General features: G+C 66.5%; 14 protein-coding genes. 10 read left to right on the top strand and 4 right to left on the bottom strand.

Annotated features, from left to right (window positions below; genetic code table 11):
* Nucleotides 1-413 precede the first annotated feature (413 nt).
* From ABZW74_RS16515 to ABZW74_RS16505, 3 genes are all read left to right on the top strand, one after another.
* A complete protein-coding gene (locus ABZW74_RS16515) occupies nt 414-1,670 on the top strand; it encodes an AI-2E family transporter (RefSeq protein WP_240859067.1) in 1,257 nt (418 codons plus the stop codon).
* Between the two features lie 114 nt (nt 1,671-1,784).
* Nucleotides 1,785-3,017 (top strand): acyl-CoA dehydrogenase family protein, encoded by a 1,233-nt coding sequence (locus tag ABZW74_RS16510; protein WP_240859065.1) that lies wholly within the window; start codon nt 1,785-1,787, stop codon nt 3,015-3,017.
* 14 nt (nt 3,018-3,031) lie between these two features.
* Complete coding sequence (locus tag ABZW74_RS16505) at nt 3,032-4,174, top strand: acyl-CoA dehydrogenase family protein (RefSeq protein ID WP_355277616.1); 1,143 nt, start codon at nt 3,032-3,034, stop codon at nt 4,172-4,174.
* 63 nt (nt 4,175-4,237) lie between these two features.
* Here the strand turns inward: ABZW74_RS16505 and ABZW74_RS16500 are convergent, their stop codons facing one another.
* A complete protein-coding gene (locus ABZW74_RS16500) occupies nt 4,238-4,990 on the bottom strand; it encodes a hypothetical protein (protein ID WP_355277614.1) in 753 nt (250 codons plus the stop codon).
* Between the two features lie 71 nt (nt 4,991-5,061).
* Between ABZW74_RS16500 and ABZW74_RS16495 the strand changes: the two genes are divergently transcribed.
* Nucleotides 5,062-8,295, top strand: a complete 3,234-nt coding sequence (locus tag ABZW74_RS16495) for a BTAD domain-containing putative transcriptional regulator (RefSeq protein WP_355277612.1) — start codon at nt 5,062-5,064, stop codon at nt 8,293-8,295.
* A gap of 252 nt (nt 8,296-8,547) precedes the next feature.
* Here ABZW74_RS16495 and ABZW74_RS16490 read toward each other — a convergent pair whose 3' ends face one another.
* Both ABZW74_RS16490 and ABZW74_RS16485 read right to left on the bottom strand, forming a co-directional pair.
* A complete protein-coding gene (locus ABZW74_RS16490; protein WP_240859061.1) occupies nt 8,548-9,354 on the bottom strand; it encodes an enoyl-CoA hydratase in 807 nt (268 codons plus the stop codon).
* Between the two features lie 88 nt (nt 9,355-9,442).
* Nucleotides 9,443-10,411, bottom strand: coding sequence for an alpha/beta fold hydrolase (locus ABZW74_RS16485; RefSeq protein ID WP_240859059.1), 969 nt, complete (start codon nt 10,409-10,411; stop codon nt 9,443-9,445).
* Between the two features lie 88 nt (nt 10,412-10,499).
* Here ABZW74_RS16485 and ABZW74_RS16480 point away from each other — a divergent pair, with 88 nt between their 5' ends.
* The 3 genes from ABZW74_RS16480 to ABZW74_RS16470 all read left to right on the top strand — a co-directional run bounded on the left by ABZW74_RS16480 (nt 10,500) and on the right by ABZW74_RS16470 (nt 13,669).
* Nucleotides 10,500-11,051 (top strand): TetR/AcrR family transcriptional regulator, encoded by a 552-nt coding sequence (locus ABZW74_RS16480; RefSeq protein ID WP_240859057.1) that lies wholly within the window; start codon nt 10,500-10,502, stop codon nt 11,049-11,051.
* Between the two features lie 123 nt (nt 11,052-11,174).
* On the top strand, nt 11,175-13,475 hold the full coding sequence (locus tag ABZW74_RS16475; RefSeq protein ID WP_355277609.1) for a carbon starvation CstA family protein: 2,301 nt from the start codon (nt 11,175-11,177) through the stop codon (nt 13,473-13,475).
* Entirely contained in the window at nt 13,472-13,669 is a 198-nt protein-coding gene (locus tag ABZW74_RS16470) for a YbdD/YjiX family protein (protein WP_240859053.1), read from the top strand. Before ABZW74_RS16475 ends, ABZW74_RS16470 begins: the two co-directional genes overlap by 4 nt.
* 19 nt (nt 13,670-13,688) lie before the next feature.
* On the opposite strand, the gene ABZW74_RS16465 is transcribed toward ABZW74_RS16470, so the two are convergent.
* Entirely contained in the window at nt 13,689-14,291 is a 603-nt protein-coding gene (locus ABZW74_RS16465; RefSeq protein ID WP_240859218.1) for a TetR/AcrR family transcriptional regulator, read from the bottom strand.
* A 160-nt stretch (nt 14,292-14,451) separates the two neighbouring features.
* On the opposite strand from ABZW74_RS16465, the gene ABZW74_RS16460 reads away from it, so the two are divergent.
* The 3 genes from ABZW74_RS16460 to ABZW74_RS16450 all read left to right on the top strand — a co-directional run.
* Nucleotides 14,452-15,780 carry a cytochrome P450 gene (locus ABZW74_RS16460; protein WP_240859050.1) on the top strand — a complete coding sequence of 443 codons (1,329 nt, stop codon included), beginning with the start codon at nt 14,452-14,454 and terminating at the stop codon, nt 15,778-15,780.
* Between the two features lie 267 nt (nt 15,781-16,047).
* Entirely contained in the window at nt 16,048-16,368 is a 321-nt protein-coding gene (locus ABZW74_RS16455) for a transglycosylase family protein (RefSeq protein ID WP_276614979.1), read from the top strand.
* Nucleotides 16,369-16,518: 150 nt separating this feature from the next.
* Nucleotides 16,519-18,466 (top strand): BTAD domain-containing putative transcriptional regulator (locus tag ABZW74_RS16450; RefSeq protein WP_355277605.1); only part of this gene is annotated, 1,948 nt, incomplete at its 3' end.

Below are 18,466 nucleotides of genomic sequence, written 5' to 3'. Positions count from 1 at the left end.
CCACCGTCAGGGGCCCGATCCTGGCCGCCGGTCCTGCCCTCTTCCCGCTTCCACGATCGCCGACGCAGGCGGCGGGTGGGTCGCTGACTCGATGAGTACCGCCTTCGGCCTCCTGAACTGGGGGAATAGAGCCTGCCGCGGTTGGCTCAAGGCAGTGCTACCGACACTCTGTGTCCTGTTGGAGAGTCTGTGTGCTGTAGCACCCAGCTGACCCGATTCGACACTGGGTGTGGCTAGGCCGCTGGCTCGCACCTAGCCAGCGGAGGCAGAGGCTTCGACGTCCGCGGGCTCGAGCCGACCGTTCATCTGAAACGGATGGAATGCCCGTGTCGCGATGCGCCGCACCACCCCCATGATGAACACTTGTTCCCGGCGGTTCCCCGATCGGGGAACGGGCGAGCTCATGGAGGCAGATGGTGGCGAGGCACAAGTCGGAGAAGTCGGCATCCGCGGCACCGGTATCGGCGCGCTCACCCGAGTCCCAACGTCTCGACCCGCCGTCGTGGACGCTGCCGCGCGGCACGATCGTTCTGCTCACCATCGCCGGCATGGTGGTCGCGATCGGCGGCATCAAGGCGGTGTCGGGACTTGTCGGCCCCATCTTCCTCGCGCTGATGCTGACGGTGGCGGTACAGCCGGTCCCGGTGTGGTTACGGCGCAAGGGCTGGCCACGGTGGGCGTCGTTCCTGGTGACGGTGCTGCTGGTGTACGGCATCCTCATCACGCTGTTCGCGTCGCTGGCCTTCTCGCTGGCGCGTCTGGCGACGATCCTGCCTACCTACAGCGCCAAGTTCGACGACCTGATCAAACAGTTCCAGAGCTTCCTGACCGATCACGGGGTCAGCCAGGACAAGGTCCACCAGATGCTCTCCAACACCGATTCGAGCAAGGTGGTCTCGGTGGTCGGCGACCTTCTGTCCAGCACCCTCAACGTGACCAGCGCGCTCGTGTTGGTGCTCGCCCTGTTGCTGTTCATGTCCGCCGACGCGGTCGGCTATGACGACAAGATGGCCGAACTGAACCGCACCCGGCCCGACATCGCCTCCGCGTTCTCGTCGTTCTCGCGGGGAACCCGGAGTTATCTGGTGGTGACCACGGTCTTCGGACTCATCGTCGCCGTTCTCGACACCGGTGCGCTCGCCCTGATGTCGGTCCCGTTACCGGTTCTGTGGGGTCTGCTCTCGTTCATCACCAACTACATCCCCAACATCGGTTTCGTCATCGGGGTCATCCCACCTGCGCTGCTCGCACTGCTCGACGGCGGTTGGGACAAGATGCTCTGGGTCATCGTGGTGTACAGCGCAATCAACGTGATCATCCAGTCGGTGATCCAACCGAAATTCGTCGGCGACGCCGTCGGTCTGTCGACCACTCTCACCTTTGTGTCACTGATGTTCTGGGCGTGGGTGATCGGACCACTCGGCGCCATCCTCGCCGTCCCGCTTACCCTCATGGCGAAGGCGCTGCTCATCGACATCGACCCGGCGACCAAATGGGCCGACGTGCTGCTCTCCTCGTCGGCAAGCGGCAAGAAGGACACCGAACCCGATGCCGACGGTGATGCACCGGACGGTGATTCGCCCGGCGAGGCGGAATCCGTCGCGGTTGCGAAATCCGACGGGCCCGACGATTCCGGCCCCACACCCGAGGCAGCACCGGCACCATCGTGATGTGACCCCGATCGACGCCGATCACACCCAGGACTTCGCCGGTCCTGGGTCATTCGGTAGATTCTCAGATACAGAATCTGATCACACCCGTTTACAGATAGGTTTCGCCCGCTCATGGACATGAACTGGTCCCCGGCCGACGCCGCGTTTCGCGATGAGGTCCGCGCGTTTCTCGACGAGAAGCTGACCCCCGACCTGCGCGCCGCAGGCACATTACGGACGAGCGTTTACTCCGATCACGAAGCATCGATGACCTGGCAGGCAATCCTGCACGAACGCGGCTGGGCCGCCCCGGCCTGGCCGGTGGAGTACGGGGGCTGCGACTGGTCGCTGACCCAGCACTACATCTTCAGCCGCGAGTCGATCCTGGCCGGCGCTCCCGCCTTGTCGCCCATGGGAATTCGCATGGTGTCGCACGCCATCATGGCCTTCGGCACCCAGGAGCAGAAGGATTTCTTCCTGCCCGGCATCCTCGATGGCAGCGTGTTCTTCTGTCAGGGATACTCCGAACCGGAGGCAGGCTCCGACCTCGCGTCGCTCTCGATGGCGGCGGTCAGTGACGGCGACGACCTGGTGGTCACCGGCAGCAAGATCTGGACCACTCACGCCTCGGAGGCCAACTGGATCTTCTGCCTCGTCCGCACCTCGCGACTCGAGCGTAAGCAGCAGGGCATCACCTTCGTGCTGATCGATATGAACGATCCCGGCATCGAGGTGCAACCGCTGGTGTTCGCCTCCGGCGAGCAGGTCCAGGCGCAGGTGTTCTTCGACGGTGTGCGGGTGCCCAAAAAGAACGTACTCGGCACCATCGACGACGGCTGGACCGTCGCCAAGTACCTCCTCGTCTTCGAGCGTGGCGGCGGTGCGGCCGCACCTGCCCTGCAGGTCATGGCCGACAACATCGGCACCGACGCGGCCGGTGTCGTCGCGCCCGACGGCGGCCCGCTGTCGGAGTACCCGGCGTTCGCCCACAAGCTCGCCGATCTGAAGGTCCGCGCCAAGATCCTCGAGATCCTCGAGTACCGGGCGCTGGCGGCGATGACGTCGGGCAAGGACCCCGGCTCGATCGCATCGATGCTCAAGATCCTGGGTACCGAACTGAGCCAGGAGATCACCACCCTCGCCCTGGAGGCCGCCGGCCCGCACGGGCGCGCGTTCCAGCCGCATGCCGCGAAGCCGGGCGGGCCGATCGCCCAGTACACCCCGCCGACCGACGGTTACGTCAGTGGCGAGCCGTGGCAGGCCGTGGCCCCGCTGCACTACTTCAACGACCGCGCCGGCTCGATCTACGCCGGCAGCAACGAAATTCAGCGCAACATCCTGGCCAAGGCCGCACTGGGACTCTAGAGAAGACGAGACTGATGGATTTCACACTGACCCCGGAGCAACAACTTCTCTCCGATGGGCTGAACAAATTCCTGGACGCCCGCTACGACCTGCAGGCCAGCCGCGAAGCGGTCAAGGTCGGCGCCGGCTGGCAGCCAGAGATCTGGCGAGCACTCGTCGAAGAACTCGGCGTCGTGGGCGCCTGCTTACCCGAAGCGGTGGGCGGCGACGACGGCGGGCCCGAGGAACTGATGGTGGTGACCGAGGCCCTCGGCCACGCGCTCGTCGTCGAACCGTTCGTCGACTCGGTGGTGCTCGGCGCACGCCTGCTGCACGCAACGACAGCCGCACCGGCGCTGGCCGCCGCCGAACGGATCGCATCCGGCGAAGCCGTGAGTGCACTTGCCGCGCTGGAGGATTCGTCCGGTGGCAAACTGTCCCGTATCGCCACCAGCGCCGAACGCGACGGTGACGAATGGGTTCTGAACGGTGCCAAGGCCGTCGTCACCTCGGCTCCGCTGGCCGACTATCTGATCGTCAGTGCCCGCACCGCGGGCGAACCCGACGACCCGGCCGGCGTCTCGCTGTTCCTCGTCGAACTCGGCGACGGCGCGCCGGCAGGTATCACGTCACACCCGGTGCGCACCATCGACGATCGGCTCGCCGCCGACCTCGTGTTCACCGACGTCCGCCTGCCTGCCGACGCCCTGATCGCCGAGGGTGCCATCGATCTGCTCGAACGTGCCTGGGACGAGGCGACCGCTGCGGTGGTGTCCGAGGCCGTGGGCCTGATGCGCAAGGTCTTCACCGACACCGTCGAATATGCCAAGCAGCGCCAGCAGTTCGGCGTCCCGATCGGCAGCTTCCAGGCGCTGCAGCACCGCATGGTCGACATGCACCTGGAACTCGAACAGTCGGTCGCCGCGCAGTACTTCGCGATTCTGTCGCTGGACGCACCGGCCGCCGAGCGTGCAGCGGCGGTGTCCGCGGCCAAGGCGACGATCAGCCGCGCGGCACGGTTCATCGGTCAGAACGCGGTGCAGCTGCACGGCGGCATGGGTATGACCGAGGAACTCGCGATCGGTCACTACTTCAAGCGTCTGACCGCGATCGAGTACGAATTCGGCACTGCCGACGCACACATCGCCCGGTTCGCCGCTGCCACCTCTGCCGGCTGACGACACCACATCGACAAGGGGCGCCACGGATCTAGTGGCGCCCCTTGTCGTTTCACGTTGGTGTCAGGTGCGGTCGGCTCGGGCTGCCGAAGCTGCGCGGAGCATCAGCACGCCGATGGCCGCTACTCCGATTCCGCGGGGTGCCTCCCAGAAGAATCCGGAGATCCCGGCGACGGCCGGCAGTGGCAGCAGGAACCCGACCATGCCGATCGTGATGAGCACGCCAATCCAGATCGGGACGGCTCGGTTGCGGATGAGGCTCGATCCCAGCAGGGCCAGGCCGACGAGCATCACCACCGCGCCAAAGGCGTTGATCCCGATGAATTCCGGCGTACCGAGCATCGAGTCGTCGTCGGCGATGAGGTGCGCGGTCGTCGGGTCGTTGGCAAACGGGTAGGCCACGAAGATCTCGACGGCCAGGTGCGCCGTCGACGTGACGACATTGCCCACGAAGTAGAGCACGATCCCGACGAAACCGGCGATGCCGATCCGGGGGCGTAGCCACACGTACATGCCGGGCATGCCCAGGAGCACAAGAATGGTGCCGACGGCGAGCAGTATCTGTGCCCATGGCGCCGTCGCGCCTTGCAGTGCCTCGACCGAATGACCCTTGCCGTCGACGATCGGATGCAGAGTGCCGCCCGCCACGCACAGCGCGCCGCCGAGGATCAACGAGACAGCGCTGAGGCGCCGGATGACCGGCCAATCGGGACGGCCAACGCGCAGGCCCGGCGCGTGGGTGTCGGAACTGCGGCCGTGTGGGCCGGACATGGTGTCGGGGGTGGTGGGATGCTGGGGATGCAGTGATGTTGTCATGCCAACACCTTCCGAGCCGGCCCTGGTATTCGCCTGGTGCGTCGCTGGAGCACCCGGTAGATTCACTGTCTGTGCAGGTCGAGCCCATTCCGATCCGAGTGCTCGGACCGCTCACGGTGACCGCGGCCGACGGTGAGAGCGTCGATGTCGGGCCGCGCAAGCTGGTCGAACTCCTGGTCATCCTCACCGCCGAACGGGTGCCCCGCTCCGCCGACCATCTCGCCGAACTCCTCTGGCGCGGCAGCCCGCCACGTTCCGTTGCGGTCACCCTGCAGGGCTACATCTCCCGTCTACGCAAAGCACTCGCCGCTGTCGACGGGGTCCGGATCGACACCGTGACAACCGGTTACGTCTTGCGCTGTGACGGGTCCGGGACCGACCTCGACGTGCTGGAACGTCTGAGCACCGACGGTCTGCGCCTGGCCCGCACCGATCCGGCTGCCGCAGCCGAGACACTGTGTCGTGCACTCGATCTCTGGCGCGGTCCGCCGCTGGGCGAGGTCGCCGACATCGCCGAGATGGCACCGGAGATCACCCGTCTGGAACAGATGCGTGCCGACCTGACCGAGAGTGCCGCAGAAACCCTCCTGACCACGGGTGAGCATCGTCGAGCCGTCACGCTGCTCAGCGATCTCCTCCGCCACCAGCCCTATCGCGAGGGTGCGGTGCGTGTCCTCGCGACCGCGCTTGCGCACATCGGACGCCCCGCCGACGGTCTCGCGGTGATCCGGGACCTGCGTGGCCGACTCGCGGACGATCTCGGGCTCGATCCCGATCCACGCACGCTCGCGGTCGAAGCCGAGTTGCTCGATCCGGCGTCGGTTGTCACCCGCCCTGTCCAGGTGCCGGAACCGGTGGAGCAGCGCACCACCATGATTCGTGGTCGCGACAACGAGCTCAAGGTGCTGAGGGCGGTGCTGCGACGAGGCTCCGGGCGACTCGCCGGTGCCGTGGTCACCGGCCCGTCCGGAATCGGCAAGTCGTCGCTGGTCGACGCCGCACTCGACATGGCCGATCTGCCCGTGCTCCGCACCGTCGGACGCCCGGCCACCGATGAGCCACTGCGCGGACTCACCGACCTGTTCGGCGTCTTCCCGTCAGCAAAGAATGTGGACGTCACGGCAACCGACCTGGTGTCGGCGACTGACGACGCCATCCGGTCTCGCCTCTGCGCGCACGGTCGAGTCGTCCTGAGCATCGACGACCTGCAATGGATGGATCTCGACTCGGCTCAGGCACTCGGCCGGGTGCTCGCCGGCATGCGATTGATGCCCGTCACCGTCGTGGCAACCTCCCGCGACAAGACGAACCCGGCCGCACGGCTCATCGCCGATGCCCTCGCCAAACACGGTGATCTGTCGGACATCGCGCTGGGCCCACTCGACGACACCGACCTCACCCAACTCGTGACACATCGGCTCTCCGAGACCGGACTCACTCTCGCCCCCGGCCCGCTGGTCGAGCAGAGCCTCGGCAATCCCCTTGTCGCACTGACACTGTGCGATGCCATGGCCACCGGATCGGCTTCCGGCGAGGCACGCCTGATCCCCGACGCGATCGGACGTCGGCTCGACGACCTCGATCCCGCGGCCCTCGCACTGGCGACGCTGCTCGCAGTATCTGGCGGCGCCCTTGACAATGACATCCTGGGCGACATGGGTTACGCCGCAGGCTCACCGATCCGCGCCGCGCTGATCGACGCACGGTTCGCGGGCACCGAACCCGATACCGCACTGTCGCTTTCGCACAGCCGGATCACCGAGGCCGTCGTCTCCCACTGTTCACCGGGCGATCTCGCGCGCACCCACCGACGACTTGCCGCCGCACTGCTGGCTCGACGCCCGCACGAGTTGTCCTCGATTGCAACACATCTCGCCGCCGGTGCGGATGATCCGCAGACCCGCGCACGCGCTGTCGAAGCGGGTGTCGAAGCCGCGCGGGCCGCCCACCGCTCGGGAGCCGACCACCAGGCCGTCGAACTGGTCCGCCGAACACTCACCCTTCTCGACACGGACCGCGACCAACCGGGAACCGCTCACTCGCGTGTCGAAACATTGCGACTCGGTGGATCATCGGCGATCGCGCTGGGCGACTTCGATTCCGCCATGAGCTTTTTCGAAGAGGCCGCCACGATCAGTCGCATCGACAGCGACTGGCCCGCACTCGCCGAGACCGCGTTGCTGGCGGCACCCCGGGGGGTCGCAGGCTATTGGTCGGGGTACGGCATGATGCATTCGGGCAATCCGGCGCTGGTCGCCGAGGCACTCGGTCACGACGATGTCCTGGACGCGGATACCGTCGTGAGACTGCAGGCGGGCGAGGCCGCCCGCCGGACTGTTCTCGGCCTGCCCGGTGCGCGCGATCACCTTGCAGTTGCCGCAGAACTCTGCGAGCCCGGATCGTCGGCGGCGCACGACGTGCTGCTGGCCGAGTTCCTGTGTCGATGGACTCCGGCCGACCGAGCCGACCGCGCCAAGATCGCCGACGAGTTGTATCGGACGTCGGGTGGCGACGTGCACCGGAGAGCGACGGCCCTGCACCTGCAGCGCGTGTGCGCCCTGGAATCCGCCGATGTTCGCATGGCCCGGCGAATCTCGACCGAGGTCAGCCGGGTCATCGCCACACATCCCGACACCGACCTCGCCACCATGCAGTTGTGGTGGCGGGTGATGCTGGCCCTGCTGCGCGGGAACTTCGAGCAAAGCTCCGAACTCACCACCGAATATGCGGAATCCGTTGAGTCACTGGGCGACCAGGCCAAGCTGCTGTCGGAGGCCTCCATCGCGACCAGCGAGTCGATCGCCTTGTGGCTGCGCGGCAGGCTGCACGAGATGCTGCCCCGATTCGACGATCTCACCGAGAGCGTCGACGACGATTTCGCACTCGTCATCGCCCTCGGGTCCGCGGAGGCCGGAGACGTCGACCGCGCGCTCGCCGTGGCGACCGAGATCACCGCGGATGCGGCAAGTTGGTCGGGTCCGCGAGTCGTCGTCCGCGTGCCACTCCTGGTGGACGCGCTGTACATGGCTTGGCGCACCGGCGAAGACCTCGACCGGACACGGCGGATAGCGGCACGGATCGCGCCGTTCGTCGAAGACTGGAACGACGGCCTGATCGTGCAGTGGCCCGGCGTCGTGTGCGTCGGACCGGCCTCCCTGTATCGCGGGAGCCTCGGGGCGATCGTCGGAAATGACAGCGCCGCAGACGATCTCGAAGCCGCCGCCCATCTTGCCGACGACACCGGTGCTCGCCCGTTCGCTGAACGCGCACGTGCGCGTCTGGCGCATCTGCGGGAGAGCCACTGACCCAAGAAGTTCGGTGGTCAGCGCTCTGACCTGGGTAAATGCAGCCTGCCGAGGAGTCGCACCTGACACTCTGCGTCCCGCGTGGTCCTGCGAGAACTCGAGTTGAGTTGGAGAACGCGAGTGCTGCAGCACTCGCGTTCTCCAATTCGGCTTCGGTTGTCGCGGGTGCCGGCCGCGTGGACTCGAAGAACTCGGTGACCACCGCTCTGACCTGGGGGTATGTGACGGTCCTACGTGGCGTGGCTGCGGAAATCAGCAATCCTTCCAGACCGGGTCGCGCTTGCCCAGGAAGGCCGAGATACCTTCCTGCGCATCGCATGTCATCGCGTTCTCGGCCATCGTCGCCGACATCAGTTCGTACGCGTCGTCCTCGGCGATCTCGATCTGGCGATAGAACGCCTGTTTGCCGATGGCCACCGTCGACGCGCTCGACGCCGCGATGCGGGTCGCCAGCTCACGCACCGAACCAGCCAGAACATCGTCGTCGACGACGGAGCCGACCAGTCCCCAGTCGGCGGCGGTGTCCGCGTCGATCAGGTCGCCGGTCAGCAGCATGTGCATCGCACGTTTGCGCCCGACGGCGCGGGTCAGCGCCACCATCGGGGTCGAACAGAACAATCCGATCTTCACTCCCGGCGTACTGAATCGAGCACTGCGGCCGGCGACGGCGAGATCGCAGGTCGCGACGAGCTGACATCCGGCCGCGAACGCCATGCCGGCAACCTCGGCGATCACTGGCTGCCGAATGCGATGGATGGTTGTCATCATCTCGACGCAGCAGTCGAAGATCGCCCGTTCCTCCTCGAGACTGCGTCCGACGAGTTCGGTGAGATCGTGCCCGGCGGAGAACGCGGGCCCGAGCGCTCGGATGACAACCACCCGCACCGCCGGGTCGCCGTCGAACACGCGCAGCGATTCGGTGACCTCGCGCATCACCTCCGACGACAGAGGATTACGGCGCCGCGCACTGGCCAACGTGATCACTCCCAGTGCTCCGTCGACCTCGGCCCGTACCGCAGCGTCGACCGTTGCTGACGTGGTCTGCGAATCCTCACCCATGGTGGCCTCCTCGTCCGTCCCCTCACTGTGCCGGATCATCGGGCGGGGGGATCGGGATTCACCGTCGGACTGTCCGGTCGATCAGGTGTCAGCGCGGCAGCGGGCCGAGGAACGGCAGAACCGTGGTGCATCCGCGGTCTGCTGTGCGCGCGCCGAGCGCCTCGAGCACGATGCGGACCGCGACCGGATCGGCGGTCATCTCATAGTGCTCGGTGAAATCGGTCGGGCAGACGTCCTGCAGCACCACGTTGCGGACATTGCGACCGCGCAGCATTCCGGTGCGATACGGGGTCGCTACCTCGTCGTACCGCGTGACGATCATGGTGAAATCGATGTCCGGCGCGATTCGCGGGTCCGGGTTGAGGGTCCGCAGGAACCCCGATCCGGGCGTGAGCTGACAGGGTCCCCCGCACTGCCGCGCAAGGCGCGGCCCGACGTCGGGTATCTCGAGCGCGGCCGCGAGGGCGGTCTGCACACCGCTCACGTCCGACCCGTGCAGCGGCGCACCAAGCGCCACATAGTCATTCACGCGTGGCACGCCGCCGAGGTGATTGAGGTAGTAGAACGGTATCGCCCCACCCATCGAGTGTCCGACGAGGTCGACCTGGCGTGCACCGGTCGCCAAGCGCACCCGATCGATGAACGCGGCGATCTGACGTGCACTCTCCTGAACCGTGGTGACGGCCCCGACCGGGCCGAGCCAGTCTCGGCCGTAGGTCGTGGAGAACACGCAGTACCCCGCCGCGGCGAGCACCGGCGCCATCGTGTCCCAGGTGACGGTGTCGTTGCTCAAACCGTGCAACAAGACGACGGGTTCAGGGTGCCCGGCGTCGGGCCGGCATCGCCAGTCGTTGGCGCCGGGCGGTGAACTGTTCGGCCGGGCCAGGGCTGCGGCAAGTCCACCGATGTAGCTGTGCGACGGCGCTGCCGACGCCGGGTCCGGACTGGTCGGCACTCCCAGCAACGCCAATGCGCCGACCAGCACACCGACCGCGACACGACGCATGATCTTCACGAGTTGACTCCCCTCCGCCACGATGACCGACCGGTCGGTCATAATCTAGCACGCGCTCGGCCGGTCGCCTCGCCGACTACGATGAGTCTGTCCGACGATCACACGTCGTGTTCTCTGCAGGAGGTGACCGTTGCCCCGTCCGGCCGAACCGGGTCGTAGCGCGCTCCTGCGTGCGGGAGCCGAGGTCGCGACCGAACGCGGACTCAAGGGCCTTAGCGTGAATGCCGTCGTCGATGCTGCCGGCATGGCGAAAGGCAGCTTCTACCACCACTTTCCCGATCGTCGAAGCTATGTGATCGCCCTGCACCGCGAGTATCACGACGCGATCGACGCGGCTGTTTCCCTCGCGATCGACGGTCGCCAACCAGGCGAAGGGCGCCTGCGCGCCGGGATCATCGCGTACCTCGACGCTTGCCGACGCACCCGCGCCACCAAGGCGTTCCTGGCCCAGTCCCGCACCGACACCGACCTCCTCGACGAGGTGACCGCACGCAATGCGGCGGCGACCGAGAAGATGCGCACCGACGTCGGCCTCCTCGGCTGGGACGACCCGGGTGCGATCGCCACGCTGACCGTCGCCATGGTCGCCGAGACCGCCTTGGTCGAGTTGTACGCAGACGCCGAGCAACCCGCCCTTCGAGACGCCATCTTCGCTCTGCTCCTGGCGAACTCACCATCCTGAACTGCGTCGATCAGGCGCAATGTCAACTCCGCCGTGACCCGTCCAGCCCCGGGAGTAGAGTGACGCAGGCCACACGGGAGTGGCATTCGACGCGACCGCAAGAGCGACGAAAGGGCCCAACGGATGACCGCCACCGCACAACGTCCGGACCACCCCGACATCGAGTACGTCACCACCGATCCCGACCAACCGCCCGTCGCGATCATCGACCGCAGCCCGATGACGACGGGGAAGAAGATCCTCTTCGCGGTGATCGGACTGCTCGGCGCCGTCGCCTGGGCGATCGTCGCCTTCGTCCGCGGTGAATCGGTCAACGCCGTGTGGTTCGTGGTGGCCGCGCTGTGTACCTACGTCGTTGCCTACCGCTTCTACGCGCGCCTGATCGAGATGAAGATCGTGAAGCCGCGCGACGACCACGCGACACCGGCCGAGATCCTCGACAACGCCCAGGACTACATGCCGACCGACCGTCGGGTCCTGTTCGGCCATCATTTTGCCGCGATCGCCGGTGCCGGTCCGCTCGTCGGCCCGGTCCTGGCGGCTCAGATGGGCTACCTGCCGGGAACCATCTGGATCATCATCGGCGCCGTTCTGGCGGGCTGCGTGCAGGACTACCTGGTGCTGTCGATCTCGGTACGACGCCGGGGCCGCAGCCTCGGCCAGATGGCGCGCGACGAACTCGGCGCCGTCGGCGGCATCGCGGCGATCGTCGCGGTCTTCGTGATCATGATCATCCTCATCGCGGTGCTCGCGCTGGTGGTGGTCAACGCTCTCGCCGAAAGTCCTTGGGGCGTCTTCTCGATCGCGATGACCATCCCGATCGCCCTCTTCATGGGCGTCTACCTCAGATTCCTCCGACCGGGCCGGGTCACGGAGATCTCGGTGATCGGCGTCGTGCTGCTGTTGGCGGCCATCGTCGCCGGTCGCTACGTCGGCGAATCCTCGTGGGGCCACGACTGGTTCAGCCTGTCCCCGGTGGTGCTCAGCTGGTGCATCATCATCTACGGCGTGGCCGCGGCCATCTTGCCGGTCTGGTTGCTGCTCGCCCCGCGCGACTATCTGTCCACCTTCATGAAGGTCGGCACCATCGCACTACTCGCCATCGGCATCATCATCGTCCAGCCTGTGATGAAGGCACCGGCGGTGAGCGAGTTCGCCTGGAACGGAAAGGGTCCGGCATTCTCCGGGGCGCTCTTCCCGTTCCTGTTCATCACGATCGCCTGCGGAGCACTGTCCGGATTCCACTCCCTCATCTCTTCCGGCACCACTCCCAAATTGCTCGCCAAGGAAGGACAGGCGCGCATCATCGGCTACGGCGGCATGCTCACCGAATCCTTCGTCGCCATCATGGCGCTGATCACCGCGTGTATCCTCGATCAGCACATCTACTTCGGCATGAACGCCCCCAAGTCCCTGACCGACGGCACCGCGCAGGGTGCAGCCGATTACGTCAACGGCCTCGGCATATCCGGCGAGCCGATCATCGCCGAGCACTTCGAGCAGGCCGCGCAGGGGGTCGGCGAGGCCTCGATCGTGTCCAAGACCGGTGGCGCCCCGACCCTGGCCATGGGCATGGCCGATACCCTGCAGGAGGCGATCGGCGGAGAGTCGTTGCGCGCCTTCTGGTATCACTTTGCGATCATGTTCGAGGCACTGTTCATCCTGACCACGGTCGACGCCGGGACACGCGTGGCCCGTTTCATGCTGTCCGACGGCATCGGAAACCTGCCCGGCGCCAAGAAGTTCAAGGATCCGTCGTGGCGGCCGGGCGCGTGGCTGTGTACCGCCCTCGTGGTCGCCGGCTGGGGATCGATCCTGCTGATGGGCGTCACCGACCCGCTCGGCGGCATCAACACACTGTTCCCGCTGTTCGGCATCGCCAACCAACTTCTCGCGGCGGTGGCGCTGACCGTGGTGACGGTCGTCATCGTGAAGCGAAACCTGTTGAAATGGGCTTTGATACCCGCGGTACCCCTCGTCTGGGATCTCATCGTCACGATGACGGCCTCGTGGCAGAAGATCTTCTCCGACAATCCGTCGATCGGCTATTGGTCCCAGCATCGTGCGTTTGTCGACGCGAAGAACCAGGGTCTGGACAGCTTCAAGACAGCCAAGACACCGGCCGAGATCGATGCCGTCATCCGCAACACCTTCGTCCAGGGCACACTCTCGATCGTGTTCGCCGTGCTGGTCCTCATCGTCGCCGTCACCGGAGCCCTGTTGTGTGTCAAGGCCATTCGTGCCGGCGGCCTACCGACCACCGAGGACGAGCCGGTCCAGTCGCACATTTTCGGACCCAGCGGGCTCATCGAGACGCCCGCGGAGAAGGCCGTCGAACGGGAATGGGCCGAGTACGCGGCCCGACAAGAGCACCCACCGAATCGTCGTCGCCACGAAGACTCCACGTCGGGAGCCTCGGGATGACCGCTGCCGGCGTCCGCGAACGAATCAACGCGATCGGCCGATATGTCGGCGACCTGATGGGCGATCGTCACTATCAGCGCTACCTCGACCACCATCGGCGCCGGCATCCCGCCGAGCAACCCATGTCGGAAAGCGAGTACTGGCGCACCCGATATGCGGCTCAGGACTCGTCTCCTCAGGGACGTTGCTGTTAAGGCGTGTCTCCCAAATGCCCTAGGGCGTGTCTCTATCGAGCCCGATCAGTGCGGCACAGGCGGTAACCGTCGGTTCGACGATCGTCGCAATGGGTTGCCCGGCTTCGACCGCGTTGGCGGTCAATTCACGGATTCCACCCCAGATCACGATTGCGATCTCCCGTGAGATGGGTGTGACCCCGGCCTTCCGCATGACCGGGGTCGACGTCAAATCGGTGAACAGCGTGATCCAGGCTTCCATTGCTTCGGCCTTCATCGCCTGCGCCGACGCCCCCAGGGCCGGCAGCTCACGTATCCAGCTGAGAGCCAGTTCTCGCCGCTGGTCATTGGCCCGCGCGTAGGCAATCACCGCCTGCCGAATCTGGGACTGCCAAGGCGCAGAGGAATCAACTTGCCCCGCAATGTAATCCACGATCGAGCTGTTGGTGACCCGTAGCAGTTCCACAAAGCAGTCCTGCTTGTCGCCGAACTCCTGATAGAACGAGCGACGCGAGGTCCGGGCCACCCGCACAACGTCGGCAACCGTGGTCTCCCGATAACCACGTTCGCCGACACAGGTGAGCATCGCCCGCAGCAGCCGTGCCCGGGTGGAGTCCTCTTGATCCAGGCCGGCCACCCGCATCGAACGCGGCATCGTCGATTCGGTGGTGGACATACATCGAGAGTAGGCCCTTGCTCGCAGCCGGTACACCCGCGTACCGTCGTTGGTACAAATACGTACCACTACTGTCCCGCCGCTGCCCTTGGCGCATCGTCGACACAGTGGGATTGGAGTCGAGCCGATGGCCGCCGAACCGTCACCGACCGCGACCATCTCACCAGCCACGGATTCTGTTGCACCGCCCCGGGTCCCGCTCCCCAGGGCGGCACAGGGACTCGGGTTCCTCATCTCTCGCCACGCGATGATGCGATGGTGGCACCGGCGCCTCGGCGACGCCTTTGTCCTCGACCTGCCCATTTTCGGCGATTGCGTGGTGATCTCCGATCCGGCGCACGCGAAGCAACTGTTCACGGCCGGCGACAAGGTGCACAACGTCAGCCCCAACCTGGGACGGGTGCTCGGCGACGGCTCGGTCTTCTCACTCGAGGGCACCGACCATCGCCGCCGCCGCAAGTTACTCACACCTCCGTTGCACGGCAAGCGCATCAAGACCTACGAGTCCATCGTCGAAGAGGAGACGCTCGCCGAGATTGCCACCTGGCCGCAACGGCGACGGTTCCGCTCCCTGGAACCGATGATGCACATCACCCTCAACATCATCCTTCGTGCTGTTTTCGGCGCTGCGGGAAAGGATTTGGACGATCTTCGGCGGATCATTCCGCCCCTCGTCGCAGCCGGTTCTCTCAGCGCGACAGTTCCCCCGCTCCCCCGGCCGTTGCGTCGCGTCGACCCCAACCACCGCCTCCGTGTGCATCGGCAGGAGTATCAACGGGCTGTCGGTGGGCTCATCACGCAGGCCCGCCAGGACCCCGACCTCGACGATCGCGACGACATCCTCGGACTGCTGGTCAGCAGTCGCTACGACGACGGCTCGCCGATGAGCGATTCCGACATCGCCGACGAACTCATCACGCTGCTGGCCGCCGGCCACGAAACCACCGCGACAACCCTGGCATGGGCTTTCGAACGCGTCGCGCGCAATCCGCAGGTTCTCACCGATCTGGTCGACGAGGTCGACCGCGGCGGCAGCGATTTTCGGCACGCGGTGATCCACGAGGTGCAACGCAGCCGCCCGGTGATCGACTTCGCCGGACGCAGCGTCGTCGCCGAGACGCTCGACCTCGGCCCGTGGCGCATCCCGCGCGGTCACAACGTGCTGGTGGCGATCTCGCTGCTGCACGACGACAGCCGGCAGTTCGCACACCCGGAGCTGTTCGATCCCGGCCGATTCGAGGGCACCACGCCGCCCGCGGCCTGGCTACCGTTCGGCGGTGGCACCCGACGCTGCATCGGTGCAGCATTCGCCACGATGGAGATGGACGTCGTACTGCGCACAGTGCTGCGCGAGCTCACCCTCGAGCCGACCACCGAACGCCCCGAAGCCTGGCACTCACGTGGCGTCGCCTACGCCCCCCGACGCGGTGGTCGCATCACGGTCCACCGTCGCTGACCGTGCGTCCCGATCCGTTGACGTGACGCACCGCACATTCTCGGTGTGACCTTCGTCATCCGAAGACGTCACATTCCGTCCGGCCTTCGATGTGCCGACACGCCGCGATGCGCAGGAGTTTCAGGGAAACCTATCAGCGTTATCCCAGCGTTATGAAAACGCCCCAGGTCACCGACCCGGCGTGACCTTTCCGTTACCAATCCGTATGGTCGCCCTCGGTCCGAATATCGCTCACCCGCCTGGGTGAAGACAGGAGGAACGAAGACCATGAGCATGACGAAGATCGTCGCTCGCGCAGCCGTCGTCGGCGCGCTCACCGCAGCCCCGTTCGGCCTCATCGCCGGCACCGCATCGGCCGACAGCCACAACTGGGACGCCGTCGCCCAGTGCGAGAGCGGTGGCAACTGGGGCATCAACACCGGCAACGGCTACTACGGTGGCCTGCAGTTCACTCAGAGCACCTGGGAGGCCAACGGCGGCTCGGGCAACGCGTCCAACGCGTCGCGCGCCGAGCAGATCCGCGTGGCCGAGAACGTTCTCGCCACCCAGGGACCCGGCGCATGGCCGGTCTGCGGGCAGTACCTCTGAACTGACGCATAGGTGACCCGTGCGGGTCACCGAGTAACACCGCGCACCGCACACAGCCAGCCGCTGTGTGCGGTGCACTGGTTTCCGCCGCGGTTGTGAGCTTGCTCCCGACCAGGAGCCACTCCACATCAGACGTGTTCCACTGTGACGATGACTGCGCTGGTGGGGGTGCTCGGTCCGACCGAGGTGTGCGCCGGCGACGCCGACGCCATCCCGGTCACCGCGCGCCGTCTGCGCACCTTGATCACCTCACTGGTGCTTGCGCATCCCTACCCCGTCGGCATCGAGGCCATCGTGTCCGACGTATGGCCCGATGCTCCCCCGCAACAACCGACCGGCGCGGTGCACACGCTCATCTCGCGTCTGCGCGCACTCGTCGGGTCCGAACGAGTGGACTCGACTCCGGGCGGTTATCGCTTGATCGGAACCGAGGGGACGCCGGTCTCCGACCTCGCCACGGCCGAGGCCATCGCGCGCGATGGAACGGACGCCGATACCACCGGGGCCCTCGACCTCTGGCGCGGTCAACCCGGCACCGGACTTCCTCCGGGCGACCTACGGGACCGGCTGACGATACGCGCCGACCGGTGCCGCGGTGTTCTCCGGGAGCGATCCTGGAATCACCGCCTCGTCGCCGAGCCGAACCGCGTCGCCGCTGAGGTCGCCGCGCATCGTGAGGCGCGCGGGCCGCTCGACGAGCAACTCGCCGCGTTGGAGATGCGCGCACATGTGGCGGCCGGCAATCCCAACCGCGCGCTCACCGTCTTCGCGAGGCTGCGTGCCGCCCTGGCCGACGAACTCGGCGCCGACCCCGGGCCGGAAGCCGTCGCAGCGCATGCGGCTGCTCTGCGCGCACAGACGCCCGTCGCCGCCGACCCAGGGTTCGCAACCCAGATGCCCGCGCCGCCCCGCAACAGCTTTGTCGCACGCGTCGACATCCTGGCAGACATGCGACGCGCGCTCGCCGACTCCGGCGTCGTCTGTGTACTCGGCGAGGGCGGTATCGGAAAGACTCGTCTGGTTGCGGAATTCGTTGCTGCGCAATCTGTTCCGCACATCTACGTGGACCTGACCACGGCGCGCGGCGTCGAGGACGTGACGGCCGCGGTGACCGCCGCCCTACGGCCGACCACAGTTCCCGATCTCGCCGGCGGCACGCCAGGACCGATGCAACGCCCCGGGCAACTCCTGACACAGAGCGCACCACGCGGGGTCGTGATCGTCCTCGACGCATGCGAGCAGGTCGTCGACTCTGTCTCAGAGCTGGCCACCGAGGTACTCGCGCGACGCCATGATCTTCAGATTCTGGCCACCACCCGGGTACCGCTCGACCTCGTCGACCAGCACGTCATCGACGTCGGACCCCTATCCGAAGCTGATGCCGCACAACTCTTCTCAGACCGTGTGCGTGCGGCGGGACGCAGGGACAGCATCGCGGCTCACGAAGTCGACGAGTTGTGCCGCCGCCTGGACGGATCACCTCTCGCACTCGAGTTGGCCGCTGCACAGCTCCGACATCTCACGCTCGGCGATCTCAACGATCGTCTTGCATCGACACTTTCGGTGTTGAGCGTCCGGGGCGACGGGCGACACAGCTCACTGACCAACGTTCTCGCCTCCAGTTGGGAACTGTTGGCCTCGGATGCGCGTCTGGCACTCGCCGCCCTCGCCCGCTTCCCGGGAGAGTTCCGGCTCGCCGACGCCCTCGCGTTTCCGATGGTGACTCTGGACAATGTGGCGATCCTGCGGGCGCACAGCCTTTTACGGGTTGCGGAGGACCAGCAAGGGCGAGCGCAGCGACGGGGAATTTCCGAGGGGCGAGCGCAGCGACGGGGAGGTTTCGAAGGGCGAGCGCAGCGACGGGGAGGTTTCGAAGGGCGAGCGCAGCGACGGGGAATTTCCGAGGGGCGAGCGCAGCATACTTCTTATCGCTTGTCCGACACGGTCCGCGACTTCGTTCGCGAGCGCACTCGGGAGCAGCCCGACCTCGAGGAATGCCTCGTCGCCGCCCATCACCGCTGGGCACGCACCCAGGTCGACGCCGCCCTGACCGACCTGCGCGCCGGCCGGGTGGCCGACGCGGCCGATCGGCTCGACC

Origin of the sequence: Gordonia sp. NPDC003585 (assembly GCF_040610755.1) — a bacterium.
In the GTDB taxonomy this organism is placed as follows: Bacteria; Actinomycetota; Actinomycetes; order Mycobacteriales; family Mycobacteriaceae; genus Gordonia.
This window is presented reverse-complemented; position numbering and strand designations above follow the sequence as displayed.

Excerpts from the sequence above, each read along its gene's own strand:
- ABZW74_RS16460 (WP_240859050.1), top strand. The coding sequence starts at position 14,452 with ATGGCCGCCGAACCGTCACCGACCGCGACCATCTCACCAGCCACGGAT.
- ABZW74_RS16515 (WP_240859067.1), top strand. The coding sequence starts at position 414 with ATGGTGGCGAGGCACAAGTCGGAGAAGTCGGCATCCGCGGCACCGGTA.
- ABZW74_RS16505 (WP_355277616.1), top strand. The coding sequence starts at position 3,032 with ATGGATTTCACACTGACCCCGGAGCAACAACTTCTCTCCGATGGGCTG.
- ABZW74_RS16455 (WP_276614979.1), top strand. The coding sequence starts at position 16,048 with ATGAGCATGACGAAGATCGTCGCTCGCGCAGCCGTCGTCGGCGCGCTC.
- ABZW74_RS16510 (WP_240859065.1), top strand. The coding sequence starts at position 1,785 with ATGGACATGAACTGGTCCCCGGCCGACGCCGCGTTTCGCGATGAGGTC.
- ABZW74_RS16490 (WP_240859061.1), bottom strand. The coding sequence starts at position 9,354 with ATGGGTGAGGATTCGCAGACCACGTCAGCAACGGTCGACGCTGCGGTA.
- ABZW74_RS16465 (WP_240859218.1), bottom strand. The coding sequence starts at position 14,291 with ATGCGGGTGGCCGGCCTGGATCAAGAGGACTCCACCCGGGCACGGCTG.
- ABZW74_RS16500 (WP_355277614.1), bottom strand. The coding sequence starts at position 4,990 with ATGACAACATCACTGCATCCCCAGCATCCCACCACCCCCGACACCATG.
- ABZW74_RS16485 (WP_240859059.1), bottom strand. The coding sequence starts at position 10,411 with ATGACCGACCGGTCGGTCATCGTGGCGGAGGGGAGTCAACTCGTGAAG.
- ABZW74_RS16470 (WP_240859053.1), top strand. The coding sequence starts at position 13,472 with ATGACCGCTGCCGGCGTCCGCGAACGAATCAACGCGATCGGCCGATAT.
- ABZW74_RS16475 (WP_355277609.1), top strand. The coding sequence starts at position 11,175 with ATGACCGCCACCGCACAACGTCCGGACCACCCCGACATCGAGTACGTC.